Annotated in this window: 22 protein-coding genes; 16 read left to right on the forward strand and 6 right to left on the reverse strand. The window is 60.2% G+C overall.

Annotated features, from left to right (window positions below; translation table 11 throughout):
• Window positions 1–120 precede the first annotated feature (120 nt).
• Both brnQ and AB7M23_RS14285 read left to right on the forward strand, forming a co-directional pair.
• The gene (gene brnQ / locus AB7M23_RS14280; RefSeq protein ID WP_099774013.1) at window positions 121–1,434 is read left to right on the forward strand and encodes a branched-chain amino acid transport system II carrier protein; all 1,314 of its coding nucleotides are present in this window, start codon (window positions 121–123) and stop codon (window positions 1,432–1,434) included.
• A gap of 195 nt (window positions 1,435–1,629) precedes the next feature.
• Complete coding sequence (locus AB7M23_RS14285; RefSeq protein ID WP_099774014.1) at window positions 1,630–2,370, forward strand: DUF599 domain-containing protein; 741 nt, start codon at window positions 1,630–1,632, stop codon at window positions 2,368–2,370.
• Window positions 2,371–2,477: 107 nt separating this feature from the next.
• Here the strand turns inward: AB7M23_RS14285 and AB7M23_RS14290 are convergent, their stop codons facing one another.
• Window positions 2,478–2,750 (reverse strand): hypothetical protein, encoded by a 273-nt coding sequence (locus AB7M23_RS14290; protein ID WP_454241114.1) that lies wholly within the window; start codon window positions 2,748–2,750, stop codon window positions 2,478–2,480.
• Between the two features lie 156 nt (window positions 2,751–2,906).
• Between AB7M23_RS14290 and AB7M23_RS14295 the strand changes: the two genes are divergently transcribed.
• The 4 genes from AB7M23_RS14295 to AB7M23_RS14310 all read left to right on the forward strand — a co-directional run bounded on the left by AB7M23_RS14295 (window position 2,907) and on the right by AB7M23_RS14310 (window position 6,650).
• Window positions 2,907–3,383 carry a PaaI family thioesterase gene (locus AB7M23_RS14295; RefSeq protein WP_454241115.1) on the forward strand — a complete coding sequence of 159 codons (477 nt, stop codon included), beginning with the start codon at window positions 2,907–2,909 and terminating at the stop codon, window positions 3,381–3,383.
• Window positions 3,380–3,841: a PaaI family thioesterase gene (locus tag AB7M23_RS14300; RefSeq protein ID WP_102052599.1), complete on the forward strand. Its 462-nt coding sequence runs from the start codon at window positions 3,380–3,382 to the stop codon at window positions 3,839–3,841. The genes AB7M23_RS14295 and AB7M23_RS14300 overlap by 4 nt, the downstream gene beginning before the upstream one ends.
• 109 nt (window positions 3,842–3,950) lie before the next feature.
• Window positions 3,951–5,855, forward strand: a complete 1,905-nt coding sequence (gene htpG, locus AB7M23_RS14305; protein ID WP_454241116.1) for a molecular chaperone HtpG — start codon at window positions 3,951–3,953, stop codon at window positions 5,853–5,855.
• Between the two features lie 69 nt (window positions 5,856–5,924).
• The gene (locus tag AB7M23_RS14310) at window positions 5,925–6,650 is read left to right on the forward strand and encodes a dienelactone hydrolase family protein (RefSeq protein WP_454241117.1); all 726 of its coding nucleotides are present in this window, start codon (window positions 5,925–5,927) and stop codon (window positions 6,648–6,650) included.
• Between the two features lie 45 nt (window positions 6,651–6,695).
• On the opposite strand, the gene AB7M23_RS14315 is transcribed toward AB7M23_RS14310, so the two are convergent.
• The 5 genes from AB7M23_RS14315 to AB7M23_RS14335 all read right to left on the reverse strand — a co-directional run bounded on the left by AB7M23_RS14315 (window position 6,696) and on the right by AB7M23_RS14335 (window position 12,480).
• Window positions 6,696–7,556 (reverse strand): pirin family protein, encoded by an 861-nt coding sequence (locus AB7M23_RS14315; RefSeq protein ID WP_454241118.1) that lies wholly within the window; start codon window positions 7,554–7,556, stop codon window positions 6,696–6,698.
• Between the two features lie 155 nt (window positions 7,557–7,711).
• Window positions 7,712–8,932: a beta-ketoacyl-ACP synthase I gene (fabB, locus tag AB7M23_RS14320; RefSeq protein ID WP_409277801.1), complete on the reverse strand. Its 1,221-nt coding sequence runs from the start codon at window positions 8,930–8,932 to the stop codon at window positions 7,712–7,714.
• Window positions 8,933–8,943: 11 nt separating this feature from the next.
• Window positions 8,944–9,459 (reverse strand): 3-hydroxyacyl-[acyl-carrier-protein] dehydratase FabA, encoded by a 516-nt coding sequence (fabA, locus tag AB7M23_RS14325; protein WP_065759437.1) that lies wholly within the window; start codon window positions 9,457–9,459, stop codon window positions 8,944–8,946.
• Window positions 9,460–9,661: 202 nt separating this feature from the next.
• Window positions 9,662–11,593, reverse strand: coding sequence for an ATP-binding protein (locus AB7M23_RS14330; protein ID WP_454241119.1), 1,932 nt, complete (start codon window positions 11,591–11,593; stop codon window positions 9,662–9,664).
• On the reverse strand, window positions 11,590–12,480 hold the full coding sequence (locus AB7M23_RS14335) for an ABC transporter substrate-binding protein (protein ID WP_454241120.1): 891 nt from the start codon (window positions 12,478–12,480) through the stop codon (window positions 11,590–11,592). The genes AB7M23_RS14330 and AB7M23_RS14335 overlap by 4 nt, the downstream gene beginning before the upstream one ends.
• Window positions 12,481–12,788: 308 nt before the next feature.
• Between AB7M23_RS14335 and AB7M23_RS14340 the strand changes: the two genes are divergently transcribed.
• The 10 genes from AB7M23_RS14340 (at window position 12,789) to kdpA (ending at window position 20,783) form a co-directional block, all read left to right on the forward strand.
• Window positions 12,789–13,814: an NAD(P)H-dependent glycerol-3-phosphate dehydrogenase gene (locus tag AB7M23_RS14340; RefSeq protein WP_065759434.1), complete on the forward strand. Its 1,026-nt coding sequence runs from the start codon at window positions 12,789–12,791 to the stop codon at window positions 13,812–13,814.
• A gap of 16 nt (window positions 13,815–13,830) precedes the next feature.
• Window positions 13,831–14,178: a DUF4389 domain-containing protein gene (locus AB7M23_RS14345; protein WP_454241121.1), complete on the forward strand. Its 348-nt coding sequence runs from the start codon at window positions 13,831–13,833 to the stop codon at window positions 14,176–14,178.
• Window positions 14,175–14,630 (forward strand): phosphohistidine phosphatase SixA, encoded by a 456-nt coding sequence (gene sixA, locus AB7M23_RS14350; RefSeq protein WP_102052594.1) that lies wholly within the window; start codon window positions 14,175–14,177, stop codon window positions 14,628–14,630. The genes AB7M23_RS14345 and sixA overlap by 4 nt, the downstream gene beginning before the upstream one ends.
• A 35-nt stretch (window positions 14,631–14,665) precedes the next feature.
• Window positions 14,666–15,109, forward strand: a complete 444-nt coding sequence (locus AB7M23_RS14355) for a hotdog fold thioesterase (RefSeq protein WP_454241122.1) — start codon at window positions 14,666–14,668, stop codon at window positions 15,107–15,109.
• A gap of 139 nt (window positions 15,110–15,248) precedes the next feature.
• Window positions 15,249–16,043 (forward strand): alpha/beta fold hydrolase, encoded by a 795-nt coding sequence (locus tag AB7M23_RS14360; RefSeq protein ID WP_454241123.1) that lies wholly within the window; start codon window positions 15,249–15,251, stop codon window positions 16,041–16,043.
• A complete protein-coding gene (locus AB7M23_RS14365; RefSeq protein WP_454241124.1) occupies window positions 16,040–16,894 on the forward strand; it encodes an alpha/beta hydrolase in 855 nt (284 codons plus the stop codon). Before AB7M23_RS14360 ends, AB7M23_RS14365 begins: the two co-directional genes overlap by 4 nt.
• 115 nt (window positions 16,895–17,009) lie before the next feature.
• Complete coding sequence (locus tag AB7M23_RS14370; RefSeq protein WP_454242177.1) at window positions 17,010–17,798, forward strand: DUF4892 domain-containing protein; 789 nt, start codon at window positions 17,010–17,012, stop codon at window positions 17,796–17,798.
• A gap of 12 nt (window positions 17,799–17,810) precedes the next feature.
• Window positions 17,811–18,860 carry an AI-2E family transporter gene (locus tag AB7M23_RS14375; protein ID WP_102052592.1) on the forward strand — a complete coding sequence of 350 codons (1,050 nt, stop codon included), beginning with the start codon at window positions 17,811–17,813 and terminating at the stop codon, window positions 18,858–18,860.
• A gap of 130 nt (window positions 18,861–18,990) precedes the next feature.
• The gene (gene kdpF, locus AB7M23_RS14380; protein ID WP_065759426.1) at window positions 18,991–19,080 is read left to right on the forward strand and encodes a K(+)-transporting ATPase subunit F; all 90 of its coding nucleotides are present in this window, start codon (window positions 18,991–18,993) and stop codon (window positions 19,078–19,080) included.
• Between the two features lie 8 nt (window positions 19,081–19,088).
• Window positions 19,089–20,783: a potassium-transporting ATPase subunit KdpA gene (kdpA, locus tag AB7M23_RS14385; RefSeq protein ID WP_454241125.1), complete on the forward strand. Its 1,695-nt coding sequence runs from the start codon at window positions 19,089–19,091 to the stop codon at window positions 20,781–20,783.
• Window positions 20,784–20,785 lie beyond the last annotated feature (2 nt).

The raw sequence follows: 20,785 nt of genomic DNA on the forward strand, positions 1-20,785 counted from the left end.
CGCTCCTCAAAAGGGAACGACACGCTAAACGGGTCTGGCTAATCCGGTCAGACAGCATTTCCCTCACCCAAGGGGAAGTCCCTCTCTAAATCCCGATTTCAGTAGTGTGGTATTTCCTTAATGAAAGTGTTGAAAGGCCAGGACATCCTGGCGCTTGGCTTTATGACGTTCGCGTTGTTCGTCGGAGCTGGCAATATTATTTTCCCGCCTATCGTTGGTTTGCAGTCCGGCCCTCATGTCTGGATGGCAGCGCTGGGTTTCCTGGTTACCGCGGTTGGTTTGCCGGTGATCACCGTGGTTGCACTGGCCAAGGTCGGCGGCGGTATGGACGCCCTGAGCAGCCCGATCGGCAAGGTCGCAGGTGGTCTGTTGGCGGCGGTCTGCTACCTGGCTGTTGGCCCGCTGTTCGCGACCCCACGTACGGCTACCGTATCGTTTGAAGTGGGTATCGCGCCATTGGTGGGTGAAAACCCGGTTGCGCTGTTCCTGTATAGCCTGGTGTATTTCCTGGTCGTGCTGGCCGTGTCGATGTACCCCGGCAAATTGCTGGACACCGTAGGCCGCTTTCTTGCGCCGCTGAAGATTATCGCCCTGGCAGCGCTTGGCATCGCGGCATTCATGCTGCCTGCCGGCACGATTGGCGAGGCTCAACCCGCTTATGTGGCCGCACCGTTTTCCCAGGGCTTCATCAATGGTTATCTGACCATGGATACCCTGGGTGCGTTGGTGTTCGGTATCGTCATCGTCAACGCCATCCGCTCGCGGGGTGTCGAGTCGCCGCAGCTGATTACCCGTTACGCCATTATCGCTGGCCTGATTGCCGGCGTTGGCCTGGCGCTGGTGTATGTCAGCCTGTTCCGTCTTGGCGCAGGCAGCCACGACATCGCCATGGGTGCCACCAACGGCGCCGCCGTACTGCATGCCTATGTGCAGCATACGTTCGGCTCGCTCGGTAGCACGTTCCTGGCCGTGTTGATTGCGCTGGCCTGTCTGGTGACTGCGGTTGGTCTGACGTGTGCGTGCGCTGAGTACTTCAGCCAGGTGCTGCCTCTGTCCTATCGTACCCTGGTGGTCATTCTGGCAGTGTTCTCGCTGGTGGTGTCGAACCTGGGGCTGACCAAGTTGATCCTGTTCTCGATTCCGTTGCTGACGGCCATCTACCCGCCGTGCATCGTGCTGGTGGGCCTGAGCTTCTGCAAAGAGCTGTGGCATTCGTCGGCGCGTATTCTGGCACCCGTGATGCTGGTATCGCTGCTGTTTGGCCTGGTCGATGCCATCAAGGGCACGTCGCTGGCAAGCTGGCTGCCGGAGTCACTGGCGAACCTGCCGCTGAGCGAGCAGGGCCTGGCCTGGTTGGTGCCGAGTGTGGCGACCCTGGTCGTGGCGGTGGTCTGTGACCGCCTGCTGGGCAAGCCGCGCGAAGCCCTGGCCTGAGCCGATAGCGTTCGCCCAAGGTTGACGCCGGCCACAAGCCATCGTGCGTCAGCTTAGGCAGATGCCCAACCCCACATCTGATAAAGATGTGGGGTTTTTCGTTTATGGGGTGTGACGTGTCTTTTTTTGTGATAAAGCGTCGAAAGGCCATCGACGCACTTTACTGTGCGCGAAACCTCTTGATCAGGACCGTCCATGAGCTTCATTCAAAGCAATCTGATTAATCTGCTGGCTGTTTGCTGGTTCGTTGTCTGCTGGGGTGGCTACACCCGTTATGCCACCTGGAAAGGCCGTGACACGGCGTGCCTGGCCAGTGTTCTGCACCTGTACCGCGAAGATTGGATGCGCCGCATGTTGTTGCGCGACAACCGGATTGCCGATGCCAGTGTGATCGGTAACCTGGAGCGTAACGCCTCGTTTTTCGCTTCCAGTACGCTGATCATCCTCGCCGGCATCCTGACGGTGCTCGGTGCATCGGACCGGGCGTTGTCGTTGCTGGCTGATTTGCCGTTGGTGCAGCAAGCGTCGCAGAGCATGTCCGAGATCAAGTTGCTGTGCCTGGCAATGGTCTTTATCTATGCCTTCTTTACCTTCAGTTGGTGCATGCGCCAGTACAACTTTGCGGCCGTATTGGTGGGGTCTGCGCCGATGATTGGCGAGCGGCATGTCAGTGAGCAGGAACGTAAAGCGTTTGCCTCGCGTGCGGCACGGGTTGTTTCCCTGGCGGCCAACCAGTTCAACTTCGGGTTGCGCTCTTACTACTTTGGCCTGGCCTTGCTCAGTTGGTTCATCAATCCCTGGTTATTCATGGCGACGAGTGCAGGTGTTGTGTTGGTACTTTATCGTCGGGAATTCCATTCCGATGTGCTCGAAGTTATGGTGTTTACCCCGACAGAAGCACCCATGCCTGAGGTCAATAAGGAACCTCTGGTTTGAACCGCTAGTGTGTTGTGCATTGTTGTTGATGTTCAGGTCGACGTTGCACAGGTTTTGACAGGCATAAAAAAACCCGACAGTGTCGGGTTTTTTTGTCAGGCGGCTGCTTAGTTAGCAGGCTTGGCTGGCGTTGCTTCTGGTGCTGGGGCAGCAGGCGCAGCAGCTTCAGCTTGATCTTTGGCAGCTTCGACGGTTTCTTTAGCAGCTTCGACAGTTTCTTTAGCCGCTTCGTTCACTTTATTCTGAGCTTCTTCGACTTTCTGTGCAGCTTGCTCAGCAGCCTTAGGTGCTTCTGGTGCTTTGGTTTCTGCAGCTTTGTCACAAGCAGCCAGACCCAGGGTAGCGGCCAGCATCAGGGCATAAGCAAAAGGTTTACGCATGGGGTGTTTCTCCTGGTGGAATACAGTTACTTGAACCCTTTGAGTTCAAGGCTGAGGAATAAGTTCCGCATACGATACAGATATATAACAGTTGGATCCAGATAGACTTTTTTCTAGGCTTGTGCATCGGCGCAGATAACGACGGGGCTGAAGAAGATGAGTGAGACACCATTAATGGCGCAGGCTCAGCGCTTTCTTTCTGCACTGCGTCATTGTCAGTTGCTGGACATGCGTGTCGAGCGTGCCGATGCTGACGGTATGACACTGGTTCTGCCCTACGCACAGAAAATTGTCGGTAATCCACAGACCGGTGCGATTCATGGCGGCGCCTTGACCACCCTGATGGATACCACCTGCGGCATGGCCACGCTGTGCGTGTTGCCGGTGTTCGAGGTGTGCCCGACCCTTGATCTGCGTATTGACTACATGCATCCCGCGGAAGCGGGGAAGGATATCTACGGCTACGCACAGTGCTATCGCGTCACCCGGGACGTGATCTTCACCCGAGGCATGGCGTACCAGGATGATCCGCAGCGACCGATTGCGCAGGTGGTGGGTACCTTTATGCGCCTGGGTAAAGGCGTCAAGGGCGGGCAGGGGTTCGCCAGTCAACTCAAGGACGGTCTACTGTGATTCCGCGTGAGGTTCATCAGCAACTGCGCGCGGCCCATGCCGAGGGCAACTATGCGCCACTTCTGGATCTGATCCCCTATGCGGGGTTGATCGGTATCGAGTGCAGCCGTCAGGGCGAAGACCTGTTGTTTCGTCTGCCTGCCAACCCCGACAACATCGGTAATCCCTTGTTGCCCGCCATTCATGGGGGCGTGATTGCCGGGTTCATGGAGCTTTCGGCCGCCCTCTATCTGCTGATTTTCAGTGAAAGCGCGGCCATACCCAAAATCATCGACTTCTCGGTCGACTACCTGCGGGCCGGGTACTTCCGTGATACCTATGCCCAGTGTCAGCTCTGGCGTCAGGGGCGACGAGTGACCAATGTCGCGATTACCGCTTGGCAGGGCAGTCAGGCCGAACCCATCGCCACTGCTCGCGCGCATTTCAAGATCGAAGAATTATTGCCGCCCTTGAAATAGTGCGCAGTGCCCCCATCTGTTGTTCATCCCGCTGCAACGGCCAGGCGAGGGTGCCTATCGCGCTTGCCTGGTCAGTGGCCACTGTCAATAGATTGGAGTTTTGAAGACCATGAGTGTGGAAACTCAAAAAGAAACCCTGGGCTTCCAGACCGAGGTGAAGCAGCTGTTGCACCTCATGATCCATTCGCTGTATTCGAACAAGGAAATTTTCCTTCGCGAATTGATTTCCAACGCCTCCGATGCAGTGGACAAGCTACGTTTCGAAGCCCTGTCCAAGCCTGAGCTGCTTGAAGGCGGCGCCGAGCTGAAAATCCGTGTGAGTTTCGACAAGGAAGCGGGCACCGTTACCCTCGAGGACAACGGTATTGGCATGAGCCGCGAGGATGTGATCACGCATCTGGGCACCATTGCCAAGTCTGGCACCGCCGATTTCATGAAAAACCTCACCGGTGACCAGAAGAAAGATTCGCACCTGATCGGTCAGTTCGGTGTGGGCTTCTACTCCGCATTCATCGTCGCCGACAAGGTTGATGTGTTCAGCCGTCGTGCCGGCCTGTCTGCTGCCGAGGGTGTTCACTGGTCCTCCAAAGGTGAAGGCGAATTCGAAGTTGCCACTGTCGAAAAGGCCGAGCGTGGTACCCGTATCGTCCTGCACCTGAAGAAGGACGAGACCGAGTTCGCCGATGGCTGGCGCCTGCGCAACGTCATCAAGAAGTACTCCGACCATATTGCCTTGCCGATCGAGCTGCCCAAGCAGGTCGAGGTTGCCGAGGGTGAGGAAAAGCCGGCCGAAGCATGGGAAACCGTCAACCGTGCCAGCGCCCTGTGGACCCGTCCGCGTACTGAAATCAAGGACGAGGAGTACCAGGAGTTTTACAAGCACATCGGTCACGACTTTGAAAACCCGCTGGCCTGGAGCCACAACAAGGTCGAGGGCAAGCTTGAGTACAATTCGCTGCTGTACGTACCGGCCCGTGCGCCGTTCGATCTGTACCAGCGTGAAGCACCGCGTGGCCTGAAGCTGTATGTGCAGCGTGTGTTCATCATGGACCAGGCGGAGTCCTTCCTGCCGTTGTACCTGCGCTTCATCAAGGGCGTGGTCGATTCCAATGACCTGTCGCTGAACGTGTCGCGGGAAATCCTGCAGAAGGACCCGATCATCGACTCGATGAAGTCGGCACTGACCAAACGCGTTCTGGATATGCTGGAGAAGCTGGCGAAGAACGAGCCTGAGCAGTACAAAGGCTTCTGGAAGAATTTCGGTCAGGTCATGAAAGAAGGCCCGGCTGAAGACTTCGCCAACAAGGAAAAAATCGCCGGTCTCCTGCGTTTCGCTTCCACCCAGGACGACAGTGGCGAGCAAAGCGTTTCCCTGGCCGACTACCTGGCGCGCGCCAAGGAAGGTCAGGACAAGATTTACTTCCTCACCGGCGAGTCGTACGCGCAGGTCAAGAACAGCCCGCACCTGGAAGTCTTCCGCAAGAAAGGCATCGAAGTGCTGCTGCTGACCGATCGTATTGACGAGTGGCTGATGAGCTACCTCAGTGAGTTCGACGGCAAGCAGTTTGTCGATGTTGCGCGCGGTGACCTGGACCTGGGCAAGCTGGACTCCGAAGAGGACAAGAAGGCTCAGGAAGAAATCGCCAAGGAAAAAGAAGGCCTGGTCGAGCGCCTGAAAGGTGCGCTGGGCGACGCCGTCAGCGAAGTACGGGTTTCCCATCGTTTGACCGACTCGCCGGCCATCCTGGCTATCGGTGAGCAGGACCTGGGCCTGCAGATGCGTCAGATCCTCGAGGCCAGTGGTCAGAAGGTTCCGGACTCCAAGCCGATCTTCGAGTTCAACCCTAGCCATCCGCTGATCGAAAAACTGGACAACGAGCAGAGCGAAGACCGTTTCGCCGACTTCTCGCATATCCTCTTCGATCAGGCTGCACTGGCCGCGGGTGATAGCTTGAAGGACCCGGCGGCGTATGTACGCCGTTTGAACAAGCTGTTGGTTGAGCTGTCGGCTTAATCCGATGTAAGAGAAAACCCGCTTCGGCGGGTTTTTTCATGGGCGCCCTATGCAATTTCGGAGGTCGTGATGAGCGCAGTTGTTATCGAATCGCTGGTGTATCAGCTTGATGGCAAACCCTATGAGAGCCGTTTGCTGTACACGCCAGGCAGTGGCGCACAACCGGGGTTGATAATGGCCCCGAACTGGATGGGTGTCGGGGCTGGCGCTGAAGCTATTGCCCGTGCAGTTGCGGCGCGCGGTTATGTGGTGTTGATTGCTGACCTGTACGGGCAGGCGGTACGCCCCGGCAATGCCGAGCAGGCCGGTGCGGCGATGATGCCGCTGAAAAATGACCGGCTCGAACTGCGCAAGCGTATGCAGGCGGCGCTGGCGCAGTTGCGTGAACAGACGCGCGCTGCGCTGCTGCCTGGGCAGTTGGCGGCGTTCGGCTTTTGTTTCGGCGGTTGCTGTGCGTTGGAACTGGCCCGTGATGGCGCTCCACTGAAGGCGGCGATTTCCTTCCATGGCACACTGGACACTCCGCGCCCGGCTGATGCAGCCAACATCAAGGGCGCGGTGCTGGTCTTGCATGGCGCGGACGATCCGTTGGTGCCCAGGGAGCAGTTGCCGGCATTCGAGGCTGAAATGAATGCGGCAAAGGTCGACTGGCAGTTGCTCAGCTACGGTGGAGCGGTGCACTCGTTCACCGATCCGGCAGCGAATACCCCAGGCATGATGATGTATGACGCCAGGACCGCCACGCGGGCGTTCCAGGCCATGCATAACCTGCTCGACGAGGTGTTCCAGGCGTAAGCGCTGGAAACGCGCCAGGCAGCAGTCTGCGGCTTGGCGCGCGCTTTACGGCAGCGCAATGCGCTCGTGCTCTCCGGGTACGGTCGGCCAGTCGCCGGCTGCCCAGCGTGCTCGGGCCTGCTCGATCAGCGCCGGGTCGCTGGCAACGAAGTTCCAGTTCATCCGTCTCGGCCCATCCAGCGGTGCGCCGCCAATCAGCACCAGATGGCATTCGCCTTCGGCGCACAGCGTCATTTCCTCGCCTTCCGGCAGAACCAGCAGGCTGCAGGGCTCTATCGGCTCGCCGTTCAGGCTCGCTTCGCCTTCAAGCAGGTATACCGCACGTTGCTCATGTTCCGTCGGCAGGGGCAGTGTGGTCGCCGCCTGCATACGCACATCGGCGTAGAGGGTGGGCGAGAGCACCGGAACCGGAGACTCCAGGCAAAAGCCGTTACCGGCGATCAGGCGGATGCTGACCCCCAGGGTGTCATGCGTTGGCAGGCTGGTGGCGGTGTAGTGGCTGTAATGCGCTGGGCCCTGTTCGGCATGTTTCGGTGAGGCCAGCCAGACTTGCAGGCCGTGCAGGCGTGAGCCGCTGGCGAGCAGGTCCGCAGGCGTACGCTCGATATGGGCTACGGCGCTGCCTGCCGTCATCCAGCTGACCTCGCCAGGTTTGACCCGTTGCTCTGAGCCAAGGCTGTCCTTGTGCAGAATCTCGCCTTCAAACAGGTAGGTGAGGGTGGACAGGCCGATGTGCGGGTGTTGGCGTATGTTCATGCCGCTACCGGGAGCGTAGTCGGTCTTGAGCATGTGGTCGAAAAACACGAACGGCCCGACGCTGCGGCACCTGGCCGATGGCAGTGGGCGCAAGATGGGCTGGCCTTCGACGTCTTCGGCCTTGGGGTGAATGATAAGGGGAGCGCTCACGGTGTACTCCATGGCTGTCGGATAGCCTAGGCAGCATAGCGTGTCTACAGGCGTGTCCGTTGGCAGCGTTAAAACGGATGCAATATGGCTTTTGGGTGTAGCAGAAACAAAAACGCCCCGAACCAGTCGGGGCGTTTTGCGTAAGGTGTTAAGCCTTACTTGCCTTGCCAGCGCTTGAGCACCAGGGTGGCGTTGGTGCCACCAAAGCCGAAGCTGTTGCTCATGACGGTGTCGATCTTGGCGTTTTCGCGGGTTTCGCGCAGGATCGGCATGTCGGCCACTTCTGGGTCCAGTTCGTCGATGTTGGCGGAACCGGCCATGAAATTGCCTTCCATCATCAGCATGCAGTAGATCGCTTCGTGAACGCCTGCGGCGCCCAGGGAGTGACCCGACAGGCTCTTGGTCGAACTGATGGCAGGTGCCTTGTCGCCGAAGACTGCACGAACGCCCTTGATTTCTGCGACGTCGCCAACAGGTGTCGAGGTGCCGTGGGTGTTCAGGTAGTCGATCGGGGTGTCGACAGTGGACAGTGCCTGCTGCATGCAGCGAATGGCGCCTTCACCACTTGGCGCAACCATGTCGTAACCATCGGAGGTCGCGCCGTAGCCAACGATTTCCGCGTAGATTTTTGCGCCACGGGCCAGAGCGTGTTCCAGCTCTTCAACCACGACCATGCCGCCACCACCGGCGATGACGAAACCGTCACGCTTGGCGTCGTAGGCACGGGAGGCTTTCTCCGGGGTTTCGTTGTACTGGCTGGACAGGGCGCCCATGGCGTCGAACAGGAACGACTGGCTCCAGTGTTCTTCTTCACCACCACCGGCGAAGACGACGTCCTGCTTGCCCATCTGGATCTGCTCCATGGCAGCGCCGATGCAGTGTGCGCTGGTAGCGCAGGCCGACGCGATGGAGTAGTTCAGACCCTTGATCTTGAATGGTGTCGCCAGGCACGCAGAAACGGTGCTGCTCATGGTACGGGTTACGCGGTACGGGCCAACACGCTTGACGCCTTTTTCGCGCAGGATGTCCAGTGCTTCCATCTGGTTCAGGGTCGAGGCGCCGCCGGAGCCTGCGATCAGGCCGGTACGCGGGTTCGAGACCTGGTCTTCGGACAGGCCGGAGTCCTTGATCGCGTCCTGCATCGCCAGGTAGGCGTAGGCAGCGGCGTGGCCGACGAAGCGGTAAACCTTGCGGTCGATCAGTTCTTCGAGGTTGAGGTCAATGGAGCCGGAAACCTGGCTGCGCAGCCCCATTTCCTTGTATTCCGGGTTGAAACGAATGCCCGGGCGGCTTGCACGCAGGTTGGCGGAGACGGTCTCTTTGTCATTGCCCAGGCACGAAACGATGCCCAGACCAGTGATAACGACGCGGCGCATGCGAATAACCCTTAGAAATTGTCAGTGGAGGTGAATACGCCGACCCGAAGGCCTTCGGCGGTGTAAATCTCGCGGCCATCGACTGCCACCGAACCATCGGCAATGGCCATGTTCAGCTTGCCCTTCAGGACGCGCTTGATGTGGATGTTGTAGGTGACTTTCTTGGCGGTCGGCAATACCTGGCCAAAGAACTTGACCTCACCCGAACCCAGGGCGCGGCCGCGACCTGGCAGGCCTTGCCAGCCCAGGAAGAAGCCAACCAGTTGCCACATGGCGTCAAGGCCCAGGCAGCCAGGCATCACCGGGTCACCTTCAAAGTGGCAGGCGAAGAACCACAGGTCCGGGGTGATATCCAGCTCGGCGACCAATTCACCTTTGCCGTACTTGCCACCCTCTTCGCTGATATGGGTGATGCGATCCACCATCAGCATGTTCGGGGCGGGCAGTTGCGCGTTACCTGGGCCGAACAGCTCACCGCGACTGCAGCGCAGCAGGTCTTCCCGAGTAAAGGCGTTTTGTTTGGTCATGCGAGCTCCTCAATAATCCGGTGCGGCAGGGGCGAATCTTCCCGGCCGACCCAAGGCGTTTGGGCCTGGGGCGGCAGCCTACACATAGACTATTGCGTTGTAGTGAAAGTCACAGCACAGGGACGAAGATGTACACTTGTGCACTGAAATTTTTTTTCAAGACCTCAATCGGCCTTGATTCAGTCTCTAAGACTGCCGCAATTTAGCATTTATCGCCAGTCGCCGCTGCGTCAGCGGGTAACCAACGTTGCAGAATTTGCTGTAAATCTGTGCGTTTGAAGGGTTTGGTCAGGTAATCGTTCATTCCGGCGGCCAGGCAACGTTCGCGATCACCCAGCAGCGCATTGGCAGTCAAGGCAATGATCGGCAAGGCTTTGTCCTTGGGTTGCTGGCGAATTCGACGGGTGGCTTCGTAGCCATCGATCACCGGTAGACGGCAATCCATCAGCACGGCAGCAAAGCGCTGACGAGCGGCCTGGGTCACAGCCTGAGCACCGTCGACGGCCACGCACACTTCATAGCCCAGGCTGCGTAGCATGGCTTCGATGACCGTCTGGTTGACCGGGTTGTCCTCTACCAGCAGGATTCGCCGGCCCTGACCGTTGTCCTCACCGACATGCACGCTGGGTGGCAGTGTGGGTTGCGGTTTTACCGCCAGGGTCAAGGGGATCTCAAGGGTGAAGGTTGAGCCCTGGCCTTCGCGACTTTCGGCGCGCAGGTTGCCGCCCATGCGCTCTGCCAGGGTTCGGGCAATCGACAGCCCCAGGCCCGTACCGCCATAACGCCGGGAAATCGAGCTGTCCGCCTGTTGGAAGGCGACGAACATCATTTCCAGGTGTTGGCTGTCGATGCCGATACCGGTATCGCGTACTGCACAACTGAACCAGATCAGTTGGCGGTCGAGCACTTGCCAGCGCGGTTCGATTTGCACCGTACCACGTTCAGTGAACTTCAAGGCATTGCCAATCAGGTTGACCAGTACCTGGCGGATGCGCGTCGGGTCGCCGACCACCTGCAATTGCTCGATGCCGGGCGGCATGTGCAATTGCAGCTCCAGGGCGCGCTGCTGGGCCGTGTGCAGGAACGCCTGGGTGCAACTGCCGATCAGTTCGGCCAGGTTGAAGGTAATGTGTTCAAGCTCAAGCGTAGTGCTCTCGATCCGCGAGAAATCAAGAATGTCGTTGATGACCTTGAGCAAATGGCCGGTTGACTCCGTGGCCACGGCGGCATAGTCGGCCTGTTCTTCGCTCAGTGGGGTGGTTTCCAGTAACTGCAGCATGCCCAGCACGCCGTTCATCGGTGTGCGCAGCTCATGGCTCATCATTGCCAGGAAGTCTGATTTGGCCTTGTTCGCCTGTTCGGCTTCTTCGCGGGCCTGAACCAGTTGCGCGATGGCCTGTTGCTGTTCGTGGCTGGCCTTGGCCATGGCGCTGGCCAGGTTGTTGATGTGCCGGGAGAGGTTGCCCAGTTCGGTGTCGTCCAGCACCGGCAATGGTGAGGTGAAGTCGCCTTGCTGGATCGCCTTGACGGCCTGGCTCATGTCGCTGATGGGTTTGGCCAGGCTGAGGGCCAGGCGGCGGGCCAGCAGGAAGGTGAAGATCAGGGCGAACAGGGCGAGTATCGCCGCCTTGATCACGATTTCCTGTTGCCGTTGGCTGAAGGCGTCGTTGGACATACCGACGATGACCCGGCCCAGGTAGTCGTCCCCTGGGGCCGAGGCAGGCAGGCTGCTGTTATGCAGGAAGTCGTTGTCCAGGGGGATCTGTTGCAAGCGTATTGGCGCCTGGAACACTTCAACCGGTTTTGTGGGTTTGTCGTTTTCGTCGGGTTGCTCGACATGCACCAGAATATGGTTGGCGCTGTCCTGAACCTCCAGAAAACGCACGTGGGGGATGCTCAAGGTGGCCCGCATCAGACTTTCGAGCACGTCCTCGTTACCTGCGATCACGCCGTACTCCGATGCGGGAGCCAACTGGTTGGCGATCAACTGGCCGGTGTGGTTGAGTTCCTGGCGCAAGTCCTGGATCCGCACGAAGGTAAAGAAACCGATCAGCAGCAAGGTCAGCAGCAGGGCGGGGCCAAGGCTGATCATCTGCGTGCGGGTATGAATGTCCCGGCTCAGGCGCAGGTTCATGGGGTGGGCTCTCCTTCGGCGACGACCTTGGTTGCCGCCGCCGGTTCAATCGGCTCAATCCCCAGGGCGCGGGCCACTTGAGGGTTGCCGATGACGCCAAAACGCTCAGGGTAGTGGGTGCGCGGCCATTTGGCCGGTGCCTGGTCGAGCAGGCGGTCCAGCACCCGCAGCCAGTCGTGCTTGTTGCTGAAGGTGCTGGCCAGGCCGCCGGCCTTGACGAACCCGGCCGTGGGGCCGATCAGGGGCATCTGTCGGGCGTAGCTGCTGAGCAGGAGGTTCTTGACGGTACGCGGGTTGTACAGGCCTGGATCGTCCAGGCCGAGCACGACGTCACTGCCCTGCAGCAGCGCTTGCAAAGGGCGATTGTCGCGAGGATCTGGCCAGGCTTGGGCGTTGATGTGCAGGCCCAACTGCTGTGCGCTCTGGTTCAGCTCATCGAGCAGGAAACGGCTTTGCTCGCTATAGAGCACGCCGACCCGTCGAGCGTGTGGCAGCAGATAGCGAATCAGGCGCAGTTGGCGTGCAGGCGACGGGTCGCTCCACAGCAGGCTCAGGTAGTGTGGGGGCACACGCCCAAACCGTTGGTTGGCCTGCACTCGGCTGATGCGCATCACCAGTGCCGGTGGCCCGGCGGTTTCACCAAGGCGCCAGTCGAGGGCGGCGGTGTCGAGCAGAATCAGCCGGGTTGTCGGCTTTATGCGTCCCGGCGCAGGCAACTCGGCCACCGGCAGGAAACGTACCTGGTCAGCACTGCGCCGTTGTTCCAGTGAGTGGACAAAGGCGCGCACGCCCGGGCTTTCTGTCGCGGCCGTCAGCAGGATGTCGTGTGCCGTTGCCGTCAGCGGCCACAGCCAGGCCAGCAGCAGTGCGCCCAGAAGCCTGCGCATCAGCGTGCGGGCTCCGCGTCGACAGGGCGATCCTGAGCTGTTACCTGGTTGCCCAGAGGGCGTTTTTCAGGCAGGTGCTGACCGCTCACCGCGAGGGTCGGCAGCATAAGAGCGCATGAAGGAAGAGGGCCAAGTGACACGGCGCGGCCTTATTACGGATATAAATCGGGCATGTTAACCGAGTAGCCGGCATTTTCCAGTTGTCTGAGGACAACCCCGGCGATGATTCGCGTATCTGGCGCTGGCTCTGGCACTATCGCGCCGTATAATGCGGACGTCGCCACATTTTTGGCATTAACGGATTGAATATGACTGAACAGCAACCGGTTGCAGTTCTGGGTGGCGGTAGTTTCGGCACCGCGGTGGCGAATCTGCTGGCCGAAAATGGTGTCCGGGTACGCCAGTGGATGCGCGATCCCGAACAGGCCGAGGCCATGCGTTGCAATCGAGAGAATCCGCGTTACCTCAAGGGCATCAAACTTCACCCGGGGGTAGAGCCGGTTACTGACCTGTTGGCGACCCTGCAGGGGAGCGAGCTGATCTTTGTCGCGCTGCCTTCCAGTGCATTGCGCTCAGTGCTGGCCCCCCATGCCGGGCTGCTTAGCGGCAAGATGCTGGTCAGTCTGACCAAAGGTATCGAGGCCCAGAGCTTCAAGCTCATGAGCCAGATCCTCGAGGAAATCGCCCCGCAGGCGCGTATTGGCGTGCTGTCCGGGCCGAACCTTGCGCGCGAAGTGGCCGAGCATGCGCTCACTGCGACGGTGGTTGCCAGCGAAGATGAAGCGCTCTGTCGCAGCGTTCAGGCCGTGCTCCATGGTCGAACCTTTCGTGTCTACGCCAGTAGCGACCGCTTCGGTGTCGAGCTGGGCGGGGCCTTGAAGAACGTCTATGCCATTATTGCCGGCATGGCTGTGGCCCTGGGTATGGGCGAGAACACCAAGAGCATGCTGATCACCCGTGCACTTGCGGAAATGACCCGCTTCGCCGTCAGCCAGGGCGCCAACCCGATGACCTTCCTTGGCCTTGCCGGGGTGGGGGATCTGATCGTCACCTGCTCCTCGCCCAAGAGCCGCAACTATCAGGTGGGGTACGCACTGGGCCAGGGCTTGAGCCTGGAGCAGGCAGTCAGTCGACTGGGCGAAGTGGCCGAGGGCGTCAATACCCTCAAGGTGCTCAAGGTCAAGGCCCAGGAGTTGCAGGTCTACATGCCGCTGGTGGCAGGGCTTCATGCGATCCTGTTCGAGGGGCGTACCCTCAATCAGGTCATCGAGTTGTTGATGCGTGGCGAGCCGAAGACTGATGTCGACTTCATTTCCACCAGCGGTTTCAACTGAACGACAGGAGCAGTAGATGAACGAATCCCCGAAACAGGCCCAGTGCGAATCGATCGGTCTGCGTATCCTTTGGATGCTGGTGTTCCTGATTGTGTGGCAACTGGCCGAGCTGCTGCTGGGTGGTCTGATACTGGTGCAGTTGATCTATCGACTGATCTACGGCGCGCCAAGTGCCAGCCTGATGAATTTTGGCGACAGCCTCAGCCAGTACCTTGCGCAAATCGGTCGTTTCGGCAGCTTCCACAGTGACCAGAAGCCGTGGCCATTTGCTGACTGGCCAAGCCCACGTGCGCCGGAAGGTGAAGCACCCCACAGCGTACCTGCGGCTGCCCATCCGGTGCGTGATGAGGAGCCGAAGCTATGAAGCTCTGGGTACTGCGTCATGGTGAGGCCGAGGCGCGGGCCCACAGCGATGCCGAACGCCGTCTGACCGCGCATGGTCGTGAGCAGGTGTTGCGCAGTGCCGCGCAGTTGCTCGGGCAGCCGCTGCAAGCCGTCCTGGCCAGCCCTTATGTGCGCGCGCAGCAGACAGCCCAGTTGGTCTGTGACGCGTTGTCCTTCGACAAGCCCTTGATCACCGTACCGTGGTTGACCCCGGAGAGCGAAGCCGACCAGGTGATCGCCGAGTTGGACAAGCTGGGCCTGGAACATGTGCTGTTGGTCAGCCATCAGCCCTTGGTTGGCACGCTGGTGGGGATGCTTGAACAGGGGCATCGACGCGATCCGCAGCCGATGAGCACTGCCTCGCTCGCCGAGCTTGAAGGTGACTGGCCGTTGGCTGGGTTGATGACCTTGCGTAGCCTGAGCCATGCTTGAGCTTTGCTCAACCCAGAACAATAAAGGACTCGCCCATGAGCATCTGGTACACCCAGCCTGATATCGACCAGCTTAATCACCAGCAAAAGAACACCATTGGCGAGGTACTGGACATCCGCTTCGAGTCGTTCAGCGACGATTCGCTGACGGCCAGCATGGTGGTCGATCACCGTACCCGCCAACCGTTCGGTTTGCTTCATGGTGGTGCTTCAGTGGTGCTGGCCGAAACCGTCGGCTCCATGGCCAGCTATTTGTGTATCGATCCGCAGAAGTTCTACTGCGTGGGCCTGGAGGTCAATGCCAACCACCTGCGTGGCTTGCGCAGTGGTCGGGTCACGGCAACGGCGCGGCCGGTGCATATCGGGCGCAGCACCCACGTCTGGGACATTCGATTGAGTGCCGAAGAGGGCAAGACCAGTTGCATTTCACGGCTGACGATAGCCGTCATCGCGCTGGGCGAGGCTGTCCCCAGCCGTTGAAGGCACGGGTGATTCAGGCTGTTGCGCCGGTATCACCGTCCTATTGACTTGATTGCCGTCTCTGATGGCTTTTCCGGACATTGCCCCGCGCCGAGTCGGCGCGGACAATGACGCCATTACTCCTCTCGGACAGGCGGCCATGTCGCAGCAGATCTTCTTCGCTCATGCCAATGGTTTCCCCTCGGCCACCTACGGCAAGCTATTCGCTGCGCTGGCGCCGGACTATCAGGTCAGCCACCTGCCTCAGCATGCCCACGACCCGCGCTTCCCGGTCAACGATAACTGGCAGAGCCTGGTCGACGAGTTGATCCACCATCTGCAACAACAGCCTGCGCCGGTCTGGGGGGTCGGGCACTCCCTGGGCGGGGTTCTGCACCTGCATGCGGCAATGCGCTGCCCACAGTTCTACCGCGGCGTGGTGATGCTGGACTCACCGGTACTGACGCGCGCTGATGAGTGGCTGATTCACACGGCCAAGCGCTTTGGCTTTATAGATCGCCTTACCCCGGCCGGGCGTACGCTGGGCCGACGTGAGGCGTTTCCGGATCGAGAAACCGCACGGGCCTACTTCACAGGCAAGAGCCTGTTTCGCAACTTCGACCCCGACTGCCTCGACGCCTATGTGCAGCATGGGCTGCAGGAGGCGGACGACGCGTTGCGCCTGCGCTTCGATCCGGCCACCGAAATCAGCATCTACCGTAGCTTGCCCCATATCAGCCCAGGGCAAGTCCGTCAGGTTTCGATCCCGCTGGCGATGGTGCGGGGCAGTCATAGCCGGGTGATCAAGCGTCATCATGCCTATGCGGTTCGTCGCATGCCGCGCGGCGAGTTTCACAGCGTGCCGGGTGGGCACATGTTTCCATTGGAGCGACCGACCGACACCGCCAGCCTGCTCAAGGGGCTGTTCGACCGTTGGCAGGAGCACAGTGTATGACCGGCCCAATCGAACAGGTGCGTCTGAACCTGGGGCATGTCGAGTTGGCGGCGCAGCTGTTTGGCCCGGCCGATGGACGCCCAGTGATTGCGTTGCATGGCTGGCTGGATAATGCCAACAGCTTTGCACGGCTGGCACCGAAGCTGACGGGGGTGCGTATCGTTGCGCTGGACCTGGCCGGGCACGGTTTGTCCGGCCACCGCCCGCCAGGGGCCAGCTATGCCTTGTGGGACTATGCCTTCGACGTGTTGAGGGTTGCCGAACATTTGGGCTGGGAGCGCTTTTCCCTGATGGGGCACTCCTTGGGGGCGATTGTCTCAGTGGTGCTGGCGGGGGCCGTGCCTGAACGTATCGCTCGTCTGGCCCTGATTGATGGCGTTGTCCCGCCGACCGCCGGGGTTGAAGACACTGCCGAGCGCATGGGCATGGCCCTGCAGGCGCAACTGCGCCACGGCAAGAAGCCCAAACCGGTGTATGCGGCACTGGAGCAGGCCGTTGAGGCGCGCATGAAGGGTGTGGTGGCGGTGAGTCGCGAAGCGGCAGGGCTGCTCGCCCAGCGAGGGTTGGAGGCCGTGCCGGGTGGTTTTACCTGGCGCAGCGACAGTCGCCTGACGTTACCTTCAGCGCTACGCTTGAGCGATGAGCAAGCGCAGAGCTTTGTGCGCCGCATCGCTTGCCCTGCACAATTGATCGTGGCCGCCGACGGTATGTTGGTGTGGCACACTGCCTTGCTTGAGCAGCTACCCTTTGAACAGAAACAACTGCCGGGTGGCCACCACCTGCACCTGAACGATGAGGCGGGTGCGTCCCTTGTCGCAGACTGTTTCAATCGCTTCTTTGCCATTCCTTGACTTGTAGTAGGCAACTGTCGAGGCTTGGCGGGTTGAACAGGGAGACAACCATGACCACGTGTGACACTGCCTCACCTCGCGGCGCCCTTCAGGGCGTGGCGTGCCGATGAATATGATGACGAGCCTGAAATCTGCTGTTTCCGCTCTGGCCTTGCTCGTTGCCTGGCCGCTGGTTGCCGCCGAACTGCCGGTGCCAACGGATGCCAAAGCCGTTGATCAGCACGCGGCGACGGAGCAGGAACGCGTCTACCCGCTGGGTGCCCTGCGCAAGATCAGTGGCCAATTGCGCATGGAGAACAAGATTGAGGGCCGAGGCCAACTCAGCTCGGTGACCTGGCAGCTGCCCGTCGAGCGGACCGCCAGCGAGGCGTTCACTCAAGCGCGAGAAGCCTTGCAGGCAAAGGGCGGCTATGCGCTGTTCTGGTGTGAGGCGCGTGACTGCGGTGAGAGCAACCTGTGGGCCAATGAGGTGTTCGGTAATGCGCGGCTCTATGGCTCCGACGAGCAGCAAGCCTTTGTGCTCCTGCGTCTGGCTGCGCCAGCTCAGGATACCTTGATCGCCTTGTACGGCATCACACGTGGAAACAAGCGGGCCTACCTGCATGCCGAGCAGTTTGTTGCCAATGCGCCCCTGGCGGACGTTTTACCAACCCCGGCAACGGTGCTACGTGAACTGCGCAGTACCGGCAAGCTGGACTATCCCGACCTTGGAGGGGAGCCGCCAGCAGACTGGGTTGTACTGCTTGGGCGAAGTTTTAACCTGGACAGCACCCTGCGTGTCACACTGGCTGGCGCCCAGGCTGAAGCCTGGCGCGAACAGTTGATCAAGACCGGTGTGCGCGCGGCGCGGCTGGAAGTTGGTCAGGGCAGCGCAAGCGGCCTGCACGTTGAATTGATTCGCTGATCAGGGAACATCATGCTGAGTAACGACCGCCTGCTGGTACAGATCCTCCTGCTGGGATTGCTTGGGGCTGGCCTGTGGGTCATGGCGCCATTTTTCTCTGCGTTGCTCTGGGGGGCGATCCTGGCGTATGCCAGCTGGCCGTTGATGCGCCTGTTGACGCGGCTGCTGGGGGACCGAGAGACCCTGGCAGCGGCGTTCCTGACCTCGCTGTGGATTTTACTGGTGGCCTTGCCGCTGGTCTGGCTGGGGTTCAACCTGGTGGACCACGTTCGCGATGCTACGGCGTTCATTCGAGACGTACAGGTTGACGGCCTGCCTGATGCGCCGAGCTGGTTGGGCAGTATTCCATTGATCGGCGGGCGCCTGGTGGGTGTCTGGGTCGCTGTCGACCAGCAGGGTGTGGCCATGCTGGCCAATCTCAAGCCGTACTTCGGTCAGGTCGGGAACTGGCTGCTGGCGCGCAGTGCCCAGATTGGCAGCGGTATGCTCGAAATTGCCCTGAGCCTGGTGTTCGTGTTCTTTTTCTACCGTGACGGGCCGCGTCTTGCGGCGTTTGTCCTGAGCTTGCTGGGCCGCCTGATCGGTGAGCGTGCCGGCTACTACCTCGACCTGATTGCCGGCACCGTGCAGCGTGTGGTCAATGGTGTGATCGGCACGGCGGCGGCCCAGGCGTTGCTGGCATTGATCGGATTCTTGATTGCAGGCGTACCGGGTGCGCTGGTGTTGGGCATCATTACCTTCATGCTCAGCCTTATCCCCATGGGCCCACCACTGGCCTGGATACCCGCCACCGCGTGGCTGGTCTGGAAGGGGGAATACGGTATGGCGGTGTTCCTGGGCATGTGGGGCACGTTCATCATCAGTGGCGTCGACAACGTGCTCAAACCCTATCTGATCAGCCGTGGCGGTGACCTGCCGCTGGTGATTGTCCTGCTCGGTGTGTTTGGCGGTCTGTTGGCGTTCGGTTTCATCGGCCTGTTCATTGGCCCAACCCTGCTTGCGGTGGCCTACAGCCTGCTGCTGGACTGGGTGCACAGCAAGCCGGACCAGCCGCGCGCCTGACCCGCTGCAGCACCGCCGGTGATCTTTACGCACTCTTTATGCCTTCATCGGGCACTCGCTCTCGTTCCTTTACAGCCTCTCTTCCGACAATGACCGTCAGCGGCACTGTGCTGCGAGACGGAGAGTTGTGATGAGCATTCTGGACGGGGTGTCACTGCTGCTGGCAGTGGCGTTGTGGGTTTATCTGATGGCCGCGCTGTTGCGCGCGGACAGGGGCTAGGAGTGGCCATGCACAGTTACGATTACGCGTTGCTGTTGGCATTTTTCGCCATCGTCTTGTTGCCGGCACCTTGGCTGGGCCGTTTCTATTACAAGGTGATGGAAGGGCAGCGTACCTGGCTGACGCCGATTCTGGGGCCAGTGGAGCGGGGTTGTTATCGCATCGCAGGTGTCGATCCGGGCCGCGAGCAGAGCTGGCAGAAGTACGCGCTGGCCTTGCTGGCGTTCAACCTGGCTGGTTTCCTGATGGTGTTCGGTGTACTGCTGCTGCAAGGTTACCTGCCGCTCAACCCGCAGCATTTGCCGGGACAAGAGTGGTCGTTGGCATTCAACACTGCAGTCAGCTTCATGACCAACACCAACTGGCAGTCCTACAGCGGTGAGGCGTCAGTCAGCTACCTGAGCCAGATGCTTGGCATGACCGTGCAGAACTTTGTCAGTGCCGCGACGGGCCTTGCCGTGCTGGTCGCGCTGTGCCGTGGCATTGCCCGACGCTCGGCGAGCACGGTGGGTAATTTCTGGGTCGACATGACCCGTGCAACCCTCTATGGCTTGCTGCCGCTGTGCCTGGTACTGGCGTTGTTGCTGGTCTGGCAGGGCGTGCCGCAAACCTTCAGCGACTACGTCAAAGCGCTCACCCTGCAAGGCGTCGACCAGCTTATTCCGCTGGGGCCGGCCGCCAGCCAGATTGCAATCAAGCAACTGGGTACCAACGGCGGCGGCTTCTTCGGGGTCAACTCGGCGCATCCATTCGAGAACCCGAGTGCCTGGAGCAACCTCTTCGAGGTGTCTTCAATCATCCTCATCCCGGTGGCCCTGGTGTTCACCTTTGGCCATTACGTCAAAGACCTGCGCCAAAGCCGGGCGATCATCGCCTGCATGCTGGCGCTGTTCCTGATCGGTGGGGCGACTGCGCTGTGGTCCGAGTACCAGGCCAACCCGGCATTGAGCAACCCTCAGGTCGAACAGACGGCACCGCTTGAAGGCAAGGAAAGCCGCTTCGGTACCACCGGTAGCGTGCTGTGGACGGTCACTACGACAGCGGCGTCCAATGGTTCGGTGAACAACATGCACGACAGCCTCAACCCGATCAGCGGCATGGTGGCGATGGTCAACATGATGGTGGGCGAGGTGATTTTTGGCGGTGTGGGTGCCGGGCTCTACGGCATGCTGCTGAACGTGTTGATCGCTGTGTTTCTGGCGGGCCTGATGATTGGCCGCACACCGGAGTACCTGGGCAAGAAACTGCAGGCGCGTGAAGTGCAATTGCTGGTAGCAACCTTGCTGGTGATGCCACTCGGGGTACTGGTGCTGGGTGCGCTGGCAACCAGCTTGCCTGGCCCTGCAGGCGCGGTGAGCAACCCGGGTGCTCATGGCTTCAGCCAACTGCTGTATGCCTACACCTCGGCCAGTGCCAACAACGGTTCTGCCTTCGCTGGGCTGGGTGCGAATACCACGTTCCACAACGTGATGCTCGGCCTGGGCATGCTGATTGGCCGCTTTGGCTACATTCTCCCGGTACTGGCCCTGGCCGGCAGCCTGGCGCTCAAGAAAACCGCGCCGGTAGGGCAGAACAGCTTTCCGACCCATGGTCCGCTGTTTGTCACCTTGCTGTTGGTCACCATCCTGTTGATCGGTGGCCTGACCTTCCTGCCGGCCCTGGCCTTGGGCCCGGTCGCTGAACACCTGAGCCTGGGCTTCTAAGG

The sequence above is a fragment of the Pseudomonas sp. HLS-6 TE3448 genome (genome assembly GCF_053629555.1).

Excerpts from the sequence above, each read along its gene's own strand:
- AB7M23_RS14355 (WP_454241122.1), top strand. The coding sequence starts at position 14,666 with ATGAGCATCTGGTACACCCAGCCTGATATCGACCAGCTTAATCACCAG.
- AB7M23_RS14330 (WP_454241119.1), bottom strand. The coding sequence starts at position 11,593 with ATGAACCTGCGCCTGAGCCGGGACATTCATACCCGCACGCAGATGATC.
- kdpF (WP_065759426.1), top strand. The coding sequence starts at position 18,991 with ATGAGCATTCTGGACGGGGTGTCACTGCTGCTGGCAGTGGCGTTGTGG.
- AB7M23_RS14295 (WP_454241115.1), top strand. The coding sequence starts at position 2,907 with ATGAGTGAGACACCATTAATGGCGCAGGCTCAGCGCTTTCTTTCTGCA.
- AB7M23_RS14285 (WP_099774014.1), top strand. The coding sequence starts at position 1,630 with ATGAGCTTCATTCAAAGCAATCTGATTAATCTGCTGGCTGTTTGCTGG.
- AB7M23_RS14335 (WP_454241120.1), bottom strand. The coding sequence starts at position 12,480 with ATGCGCAGGCTTCTGGGCGCACTGCTGCTGGCCTGGCTGTGGCCGCTG.
- AB7M23_RS14340 (WP_065759434.1), top strand. The coding sequence starts at position 12,789 with ATGACTGAACAGCAACCGGTTGCAGTTCTGGGTGGCGGTAGTTTCGGC.
- fabB (WP_409277801.1), bottom strand. The coding sequence starts at position 8,932 with ATGCGCCGCGTCGTTATCACTGGTCTGGGCATCGTTTCGTGCCTGGGC.
- kdpA (WP_454241125.1), top strand. The coding sequence starts at position 19,089 with ATGCACAGTTACGATTACGCGTTGCTGTTGGCATTTTTCGCCATCGTC.
- AB7M23_RS14310 (WP_454241117.1), top strand. The coding sequence starts at position 5,925 with ATGAGCGCAGTTGTTATCGAATCGCTGGTGTATCAGCTTGATGGCAAA.
- fabA (WP_065759437.1), bottom strand. The coding sequence starts at position 9,459 with ATGACCAAACAAAACGCCTTTACTCGGGAAGACCTGCTGCGCTGCAGT.
- AB7M23_RS14375 (WP_102052592.1), top strand. The coding sequence starts at position 17,811 with ATGCTGAGTAACGACCGCCTGCTGGTACAGATCCTCCTGCTGGGATTG.
- AB7M23_RS14345 (WP_454241121.1), top strand. The coding sequence starts at position 13,831 with ATGAACGAATCCCCGAAACAGGCCCAGTGCGAATCGATCGGTCTGCGT.
- AB7M23_RS14290 (WP_454241114.1), bottom strand. The coding sequence starts at position 2,750 with ATGCGTAAACCTTTTGCTTATGCCCTGATGCTGGCCGCTACCCTGGGT.
- htpG (WP_454241116.1), top strand. The coding sequence starts at position 3,951 with ATGAGTGTGGAAACTCAAAAAGAAACCCTGGGCTTCCAGACCGAGGTG.
- AB7M23_RS14370 (WP_454242177.1), top strand. The coding sequence starts at position 17,010 with ATGACGAGCCTGAAATCTGCTGTTTCCGCTCTGGCCTTGCTCGTTGCC.
- AB7M23_RS14360 (WP_454241123.1), top strand. The coding sequence starts at position 15,249 with ATGTCGCAGCAGATCTTCTTCGCTCATGCCAATGGTTTCCCCTCGGCC.
- sixA (WP_102052594.1), top strand. The coding sequence starts at position 14,175 with ATGAAGCTCTGGGTACTGCGTCATGGTGAGGCCGAGGCGCGGGCCCAC.
- brnQ (WP_099774013.1), top strand. The coding sequence starts at position 121 with ATGAAAGTGTTGAAAGGCCAGGACATCCTGGCGCTTGGCTTTATGACG.
- AB7M23_RS14365 (WP_454241124.1), top strand. The coding sequence starts at position 16,040 with ATGACCGGCCCAATCGAACAGGTGCGTCTGAACCTGGGGCATGTCGAG.